Here is an 8,076-nt window from a genome sequence, read left to right as displayed (position 1 = left end):
CGACTGCGGCGGAACTCTCGGATCTTCGATTCGCTTTTTGTGTGGCCAAGCACGTCAAGTCGAATGCGATCGTTTATGCCAAGGATGGCGCGACCGTCGGGATCGGCGCCGGGCAAATGTCCCGGGTGGATTCTGCCCGGATCGCCGTGAGGAAGAGCGAGGACGTGTCTCGCGAAGCAGGTCTTGGCGCGGCGAGTGTCAAAGGATCAGTGGTGGCGTCGGACGCATTTTTTCCATTTGCGGACGGGCTCCTCCAGGCTGCCGACGCCGGAGCGACCGCGGTCATCCAGCCGGGCGGTTCGCTGCGCGATGACGAGGTGATTCGCGCTGCCGACGAGGCAGGTCTTGCGATGGTCTTCACAGGTGTTCGCCACTTCAGGCACTGAGAATCGGGCGAGCACGCTTTCCGACCAGGTGGGATCAACTGGTCGGCAGGAACGCTGGCAAGATCAATAGCTTGAGCATGATCTTCTCGCAAAAGCGGTTTCCACTTTCGCGGATCATGGTTTAGGCTCTGGCATCAAGACTGCAGCCGCTTGCAGATGTCTTCCAACTGGTCGAGTGTCTTGTAGCTGATTTGCATCGTGCCACCGGCACTGCCGGTGTGGCTGATGGCGACTTTGAGCCCAATGGCTTCGGAGACCAGTTTCTCAAGCGCTTTGGTATCCGCGTCTTTTTCGGCCTTGGGTCTGTGCTTCTTTGGCGAGGTTGCCTCGCGTGCCAGGCCCTCGGCCTCGCGGACGGAGAGTCCCAGCTTGATGATCCGGTCTGCCAGTTCCGCCGGCGAATCTGTTGCGACCAGGGCCCGGGCATGACCCGCGGTGAGGAGGCCCTCCTCAATTTGCTGACGCACCGAATCTGGAAGATGGAGAAGGCGCAGCGTATTGGCGATGTGGCTCCGGCTCTTGCCGATTGATTCGGCCAGCTGTTGCTGGGTGTAGCTGAATTGCTCAAGAAGCAATCCATAGGCGCGCGCCTCTTCCAGTGGATTGAGGTCAGTGCGCTGGATATTCTCGATGAGGGCGATTTCAAGCGCCTCGCCATCGGAGAGTTCGCGGATGAGCACGGGGACGTCATGAACCCCTGCCCGCTGCGCGGCGCGCCAGCGGCGCTCACCGGCCACGATCTCGTATTCTCCTCCGCCGGCGGGACGAACGACGATGGGCTGCAGCAGTCCCTTGTCGCGTATCGAGTTGGAGAGTTCCTCGAGGTCTGTATCGGCGAAGTGCTTGCGCGGATTGTTGGGGCTGGCCCTTAGCAGCTCGATCGGCATGTGGCGAAGCGTACGGACATCCTGCAGCACGGCGTCCTCGCTGGTGTCGTCACCGATTAAGGCAGCGAGCCCCCGGCCCAGTCTCTTTTTCGGTGCGCCTGTCATGTCCATGTCTCGTTTGGCTTTCGCTAGGAGCTGTAATTGTTCCGGTCCGGAATCGGTCAGGCGGCGCGCAATTCCCGCTCGCGCCTGATGATCTCCGATGCAAGCCGGATATAGGCCTGCGAACCGACGCAGGCGTGGTCATAAAGCAATACGGGCTTACCATGCGACGGCGCTTCGGAAATCCGCACATTGCGCGGAATGACGGTCTGATAGACCTTGTCACCCAGCACGCTGCGAACGTCATCCGCAACCTGCTCGGACAGGTTGTTCCGGCGGTCGAACATGGTCAGCACCACACCCTGGATCGACAGGCGCGGATTGAGGCTGGTCTTCACGCGTTCAACCGTCCTGATCAGCTGGCTCAGTCCTTCAAGGGCAAAGAATTCACATTGCAGAGGCACCAGAACAGCATCTGCAGCAGAGAGCGAATTAATCGTCAGAAGGTTGAGCGAGGGCGGGCAGTCGACCAGTATGTAGGTATAGGCGGTACCGCCTTCGCCAGCCTTGCAGAGGGTGCCAATCGCGTCCGAGAGCCGGTGGGTCTTCCGGTCGATGCCGGCAAGTTCGAGTTCAGCGCCGAGCAGATCCATGGTCGAGGGTGCGCAATGCAACCGGGGGATTCCGGACTCGACGATCACGTCACGAAGAGTGGCCTCTCCCAGAAGCACATGATACGTGGATTTCTGGTGGGCACGCCGGTGAATGCCGAGCCCCGTGCTGGCATTGCCCTGCGGATCGAGGTCGACAATCAGCACCGTCTCGCCGACGGCAGCAAGGGCCGTCCCGAGATTGATGGCTGTGGTTGTCTTGCCCACGCCACCCTTCTGGTTGGCTACGGCAAGAACGCGGGGTTCCGCCGGCATGGTCGAACTGCGGGAAGGAAGATCAGACACGGGTGGCCTCACAGATCTGGAGAATTACGCCACGCGAATCGTACAGGCTCGCATGCTTGATAAAATTCATTTTCCAACATTTTGTGGCTTCGGTCAATTCCGCATCTACATCTTGTCCCTTGTGAAAGAGACCAATCGCACCGCGGGCAAAAAACGGCTCGGCATAATCCAAAAGGAGCGGCAATGGCGCCAGGGCTCGGGCCACAACACAATCAACCTTTGGGACGTTCGTGGCCGTCCGGAGCGTTTCGAGCCTCGCCACATGGATATGCGCAGTGACCCCGGTTCTCCGGGCTGCTTCCCGAAGAAAGGCAGCCTTTTTGCCATTGCTTTCATAAAGATGGACCTCGAGACCCGCTGCAATGGCGATCACGAGACCAGGGATACCAGCGCCGGAGCCCAGTTCCGCAATGGTCTTCGTATTCTCTGGAAGGAGCGGCAGCAACTGCAGAGAGTCCTGGATATGGCGCTCCCAGACCATGGGTACCGTGGCGGGGCCGATCAGATTGATCCGCTTCTGCCATGCAAGGAGAAGATCGACGTAAATCTCCAGCTTGCCGCGTGACTCACGTGAAACATTCAGGCCAGCAGGAGCGCGTGAGGCTTCAGGCTGCACTTTGCCGGTCCCGACGCTTCACATGGCCAAGAATCACCGCGAGTGCCGCCGGGGTCATACCGTCCATGCGAGAGGCTTGACCCAGCGTAGCGGGGCGAACCAATTGGAGCTTGTGACGCAATTCGGCGGAAAGGCTGGGCATGCTGGCATAGTCCAGGCTCGCCGGTAGCGCCAAGCCATCCTCGCGGCGGAGCGCCGCAACATCGGCATCTTGCCGCTGGATATATCCCGCATACAGCGCTTCCGCTTCCAGTGCTTCGACGACATCCGGGCTGAGCGAGGCAAGTTCCGGCCACTGGGCGCGGATCCCCATCCAGCCCACGTCCGGCATGCCCAGAAGGTCGAGCGCGGAACGCCGCAAACCGTCCTGATTAACCCTGAGACCCCTCCGTGCCGCTTCGGCTGAAGTAAGGGACAGGCTTCGCGCCAGGTCCAGACCTTGATTGATTGCTGACGCCCGGTGCTGGAAGGCCATTGCCCGCTCAGCTCCGACCAGGCCTACGGACATTCCCAGAGGCGTAAGCCTCATGTCTGCATTATCGGCCCGGAGCGAGAGCCGGTACTCTGCCCGGGAGGTGAACATGCGGTAGGGCTCGGACACGCCCTTGGTGACCAGATCATCAATCATCACGCCGATATAACCCTGCGCGCGGTCGATGACGAAAGGCTCCTGCCCACCCGCTTTTCGCGCTGCATTAAGGCCAGCGACCAGCCCTTGGGCGGCAGCCTCCTCATAGCCCGTCGTTCCGTTGATCTGGCCGGCGAGGAACAGGTTTGGAAGCCGTTTCACTTCCAGCGCCGCAGTCAGTTGCCGGGGATCTACATAGTCATACTCGATGGCGTAGCCCCAGCGCATGACCGACACCTTCTCAAGCCCCGGCATCGTGCGGAGGAAGCTGTCCTGCACATCCTCCGGCAGTGACGTGGAAATGCCATTGGGATAGACGGTATCGTCGTCGAGACCCTCAGGCTCAAGGAACACCTGATGGCTGTCCTTGTCCCGAAAGCGCTGGATTTTGTCTTCGATGGACGGGCAGTAGCGTGGCCCTACTCCTTCGATCTGCCCGGAATACATCGGCGACCGATGGATGTTGTCGGCAATCAGCTGGTGGCCCGCTGCGGTGGTGTGGGTAATGAAGCAGGATACCTGCGGTGTTTCGATTTTCCGGGTCAGAAATGAGAAGGGCACCGGCTGGTCATCGCCCCTTTGCTCCTCGAGGCATTTCCAGTCGATAGTCCGCCCGTCGAGCCGGGCTGGCGTTCCCGTCTTGAGACGGCCGAGCTTCAGGCCGGCTGCAGCCAGTTGCTGGGAGAAGCCGAGGCTTGGCGGCTCGCCGTGGCGTCCCGCTGGAATACGGCGCTCTCCGATATGGATGAGCCCGTTCAGGAAGGTTCCTGTGGTGAGGACGACGGCGGCTGAAGCAAAGCTCCGGCCATCCTCGCAGACGACCCCTGTCACTTGATCGCCTCGTATCAGGAGACCGCTCGCAGCAGCAGAAATCACGGTCAGGCCGGATTGGGCGGCGACAGCGGCCTGCATGGCATTACGGTAGAGCTTTCGATCAGCCTGGGCGCGCGGGCCCCGAACAGCGGGACCCTTTGACCGGTTCAGCAGACGAAACTGGATCCCGGCCTGGTCAGCGACCTGACCCATCAAGCCATCCAGCGCATCGATCTCCCGCACGAGGTGGCCCTTGCCGAGACCGCCGATCGCCGGATTGCAAGACATCTCGCCAATCGAATCGGCCCTGTGCGTCAGGAGGGCTGTCCGGGCCCCAGCGCGTGCTGCAGCGGCGGCGGCTTCGGTCCCCGCATGTCCGCCTCCAATCACGATCACATCGAAGTTGGTCATCATGCCGCCTGTTTACGCGAAGCAGCCAAAAAGGTCAAAATGCCCGAACGTTTCACGTGAAACATTGGCCGTCACTTTCCGATGCAGAAGCGGCTGAAGATTGCCCCCAGCCATTCTTCCACATCCACACGACCCGTCAGTCTGGCAATCTCCTCCGAAGCGCGCCGGATGTCTTCAGCCTTCAACTCCAAGTTCTCCGAACCGACATCAAGGGCATCGTTCAGGTATCGAATCGAACGCTCAGCAGCCAGTTTCTGCCGGGCAGACACAAAAAGCGCTGACTCAACGTCACCGAAACGTTTCCTGAGACGCGACACCAGCTCAGCAAGCAATCCGTCAATCCCCTCACGGGTCTGGCACGAAATGCGAAAGCTCGCATCACGATCGTTTCGGAGAAGTCCCGATTCTGTCTCCCGAAGGTCACTCTTGTTCTCGATCAGCATGTCAGGCTGTTCGATGCTGCTATCCAGAGATCTACTGCCAATAACGTCGGCTGACCAAACCCACACGACCAGATCAGCTCTGGACACATGCTGGCGTGACCTTCTCACACCCTCCTCTTCGACCGCATCAGCCACATCACTGCGCAATCCGGCCGTATCGGTTACGATGACGGGCATCCCATCAAGCTCGAGCGTCACCTCTATGGCGTCACGCGTGGTTCCCGGCAAATCGGACACGATGGCCGCTTCGCGCCCCGCCAGGGCATTCAGCAAGCTGGATTTGCCCGTATTGGGGCATCCTGCAAGAACAACGCGAAATCCATCACGAAGTAATTCGGAACCTGCCGACCGGTGGAGTTCGGCGCTGATCTGGCTGCGTAATGTCCGGATGCTCATGTCGATGGCAGGTGCGGCAGCTTCGGCAACGCCCGGTTCATCGGCGAAGTCCACCCCAGCCTCGATATGGGCCCGGATCTGCATCAATTGCTCCCGCCAGGATTCGAACCTTGAACTCGCTTGGCCTGACATCTGCTGGAAGGCCTGTCGCCTCTGGCCAGAGGTTCTGGCCTGCAGCAGGTCACCCAGCCCCTCAGCCTCGACAAGATCCATCTTGCCATTGAGGAAGCCTCGCTTGGTGAACTCGCCAGGTTCGGCAGGCCGCACACCAGGCTGTGCGGACAAAAGCTCCATCACGGCGGACACAACTGCGGGGCTACCATGCAGGTGGATTTCCGCGCAGTCCTCGCCCGTGAACGAACCAGGTCCTGGGATCCAGACCACCATGGCCTTGTCCAGTATCTCGCCAGTCCTGTCGTTCCGTATGGCGCTCAGAGACAGCTTCCGTGCAGTTGGCAGCCGGCCAGCCATACGCATGAGAACTTCCGGCGTATGGCTGCCAGACATGCGGATGACCGCAATGGCCGCCCGCCCTGCGCCGGAGGACAGGGCATAAATCGTGTCACTTGCTGTCATTACGGCCTCGAATCAAATCGCCGAAGCCCAGCAGGCAGAGGTTCCCGTCAGGCGTTCATCGAGTCGAAGAAATCGCTGTTCCCCTTGGTCTGCCGCAACTTGTCGAGCAGGAACTCGATGGCATCGACAGTACCCATCGGGTTGAGGATCCGCCGCAGGACATAGGTTTTCTTCAACAGATCCGGTTTCACCAGCAGTTCTTCCTTGCGGGTGCCGGATCTCAATATGTCGATGGCGGGGAAAACCCGCTTGTCCGCAACCTTGCGATCAAGGATGATTTCGGAGTTACCGGTTCCCTTGAACTCCTCGAAGATTACCTCATCCATGCGGCTGCCCGTATCGATCAGCGCCGTGGCGATGATCGTCAGGGAACCACCCTCCTCGATGTTGCGCGCCGCACCGAAGAAGCGCTTGGGCCGCTGCAGGGCATTGGCGTCAACACCGCCGGTGAGAACCTTGCCGGAGGACGGAACGACCGTATTGTAGGCCCGGCCAAGACGTGTGATCGAATCCAGCAGGATCACGACATCACGCCCATGCTCTACCAGACGCTTCGCCTTCTCGATAACCATCTCGGCCACCTGCACATGCCGCGAGGCAGGCTCATCGAAGGTAGAGCTGATCACCTCGCCCTTCACGGACCGCTGCATGTCGGTCACTTCCTCCGGCCTCTCATCGATCAGGAGGACGATCAGGTAGCACTCGGGATGATTGGCGGTGATCGCATGGGCGATATTCTGGAGAAGGACGGTCTTGCCGGTGCGCGGTGGCGCCACGATAAGTCCGCGCTGCCCCTTTCCAAGGGGAGACACGATGTCGATGACCCGGGAGGAGTAATCCTTCTTGGTCGGATCTCCCGTTTCCATTTCCAGCCGCTCATCGGGATAAAGCGGCGTCAGATTGTCGAAATGAACCTTGTGGCGGGTTTTTTCCGGATCTTCAAAATTGATTCGGTTGACCTTCACCAGAGCAAAATATCGCTCACCGTCCTTGGGGCTCCTAATCTGCCCCTCGACCGTGTCACCGGTTCGAAGCGTGAATTTCCGGATCTGGCTGGGGCTGATGTAGATATCATCGGGGCCAGCCAGATAATTGGCGTCAGGAGATCGCAGGAAGCCGAAACCATCCTGCAGGACCTCAACCACACCCTCGCCGATAATCTCGACGTCCCGGATGGCAAGGTTCTTGAGTATGGCAAACAGGAGCTCCTGCTTGCGCAATGCGCTCGCGTTCTCGACCTCAAGCTCCTCCGCCAGCGAGACAAGCTCAGCGGGCGTCTTCAATTTGAGGTCCTGAAGCTTGATTTCTTTCAGCTCAGATATGGCAGTCATTTATCTTTTCACAATGGGGGGTTCCGGCCAAAGGCGGGAACATTGAGGAAGGGCCGCATCAAGCCGAAGCGATGCGAAATCACAGTATAGCTATTCGCCGGCCCCTCGCCAACAACAAACTCAGAAGGGCTTCACAATGACCAAAATTACAATGCCGATAAGCAATAACGTCGGAACCTCATTCATGATCCTGAAATAGCGCCCTGAACGGCCCTCGCGGCCATCCCGAAACCGTCCCACATGAGCCTCGAGTAGCCCATGGAATGCCAGCATTCCCAACACCAATACGATCTTGAGCCACAGCCAGAGCGGAATCGGCCCCAACCAGCTGCCCACCCAAATGAGCCCCAGCCCAGTCACCACCGATACCAGGCACGCCGGACGCATAATTGCCTTGAGAAGCCGGCGCTCCATCACGGCAAAGACCTTCACAAGCTCATTCTTCTCAATGTTTTCAGCATGATAGACGAACAATCTGGGCAAATAAAAAAGTCCGGCCATCCACGAGATCACCGCCAGAACATGGACAACCTTCAGCCAGGAATAGGCCTCACCCATCGAAACGCCTGACCGCGTCTACAACAGCGCCTA

At 59.4% G+C, this 8,076-nt stretch carries 7 protein-coding genes and 1 pseudogene; 1 reads left to right on the top strand and 7 read right to left on the bottom strand.

Annotated elements, in window-relative coordinates; genetic code table 11:
* Positions 1 to 386 (top strand): annotated as a pseudogene (gene purH / locus ACILRA_RS16150) (bifunctional phosphoribosylaminoimidazolecarboxamide formyltransferase/IMP cyclohydrolase); the annotation flags it as partial.
* Between the two features lie 134 nt (positions 387 to 520).
* On the opposite strand, the gene ACILRA_RS16145 reads toward purH, so the two are convergent.
* From ACILRA_RS16145 to hemJ, 7 genes are all read right to left on the bottom strand, one after another.
* A complete protein-coding gene (locus ACILRA_RS16145; RefSeq protein WP_395663102.1) occupies positions 521 to 1,378 on the bottom strand; it encodes a ParB/RepB/Spo0J family partition protein in 858 nt (285 codons plus the stop codon).
* Between the two features lie 56 nt (positions 1,379 to 1,434).
* Complete coding sequence (locus ACILRA_RS16140) at positions 1,435 to 2,241, bottom strand: ParA family protein (protein WP_395663104.1); 807 nt, start codon at positions 2,239 to 2,241, stop codon at positions 1,435 to 1,437.
* Between the two features lie 22 nt (positions 2,242 to 2,263).
* Positions 2,264 to 2,887, bottom strand: a complete 624-nt coding sequence (rsmG, locus tag ACILRA_RS16135; RefSeq protein ID WP_395663101.1) for a 16S rRNA (guanine(527)-N(7))-methyltransferase RsmG — start codon at positions 2,885 to 2,887, stop codon at positions 2,264 to 2,266.
* Complete coding sequence (gene mnmG, locus ACILRA_RS16130; protein WP_395663100.1) at positions 2,877 to 4,742, bottom strand: tRNA uridine-5-carboxymethylaminomethyl(34) synthesis enzyme MnmG; 1,866 nt, start codon at positions 4,740 to 4,742, stop codon at positions 2,877 to 2,879. Before mnmG ends, rsmG begins: the two co-directional genes overlap by 11 nt.
* Before the next feature lie 68 nt (positions 4,743 to 4,810).
* Positions 4,811 to 6,154 (bottom strand): tRNA uridine-5-carboxymethylaminomethyl(34) synthesis GTPase MnmE, encoded by a 1,344-nt coding sequence (mnmE, locus tag ACILRA_RS16125; RefSeq protein WP_395663099.1) that lies wholly within the window; start codon positions 6,152 to 6,154, stop codon positions 4,811 to 4,813.
* 47 nt (positions 6,155 to 6,201) lie between these two features.
* The gene (gene rho / locus ACILRA_RS16120) at positions 6,202 to 7,467 is read right to left on the bottom strand and encodes a transcription termination factor Rho (protein ID WP_395663103.1); all 1,266 of its coding nucleotides are present in this window, start codon (positions 7,465 to 7,467) and stop codon (positions 6,202 to 6,204) included.
* Positions 7,468 to 7,605: 138 nt separating this feature from the next.
* On the bottom strand, positions 7,606 to 8,043 hold the full coding sequence (gene hemJ / locus ACILRA_RS16115) for a protoporphyrinogen oxidase HemJ (RefSeq protein ID WP_395663098.1): 438 nt from the start codon (positions 8,041 to 8,043) through the stop codon (positions 7,606 to 7,608).
* Positions 8,044 to 8,076: the final 33 nt, after the last annotated feature.

It is taken from the genome of Aestuariivirga sp. (assembly GCF_044239095.1).
Classification (GTDB): Bacteria; Pseudomonadota; Alphaproteobacteria; order Rhizobiales; family Aestuariivirgaceae; genus Aestuariivirga.
Note: the sequence above shows the minus strand (reverse complement) of the source record. Positions and strands in the feature narration are given on the sequence as shown.

What these genes read in the sequence shown, in the direction of transcription:
- ACILRA_RS16145 (WP_395663102.1), bottom strand. Translation starts at nt 1,378, where the DNA reads ATGACAGGCGCACCGAAAAAGAGACTGGGCCGGGGGCTCGCTGCCTTA.
- hemJ (WP_395663098.1), bottom strand. Translation starts at nt 8,043, where the DNA reads ATGGGTGAGGCCTATTCCTGGCTGAAGGTTGTCCATGTTCTGGCGGTG.
- mnmG (WP_395663100.1), bottom strand. Translation starts at nt 4,742, where the DNA reads ATGATGACCAACTTCGATGTGATCGTGATTGGAGGCGGACATGCGGGG.
- mnmE (WP_395663099.1), bottom strand. Translation starts at nt 6,154, where the DNA reads ATGACAGCAAGTGACACGATTTATGCCCTGTCCTCCGGCGCAGGGCGG.
- ACILRA_RS16140 (WP_395663104.1), bottom strand. Translation starts at nt 2,241, where the DNA reads ATGCCGGCGGAACCCCGCGTTCTTGCCGTAGCCAACCAGAAGGGTGGC.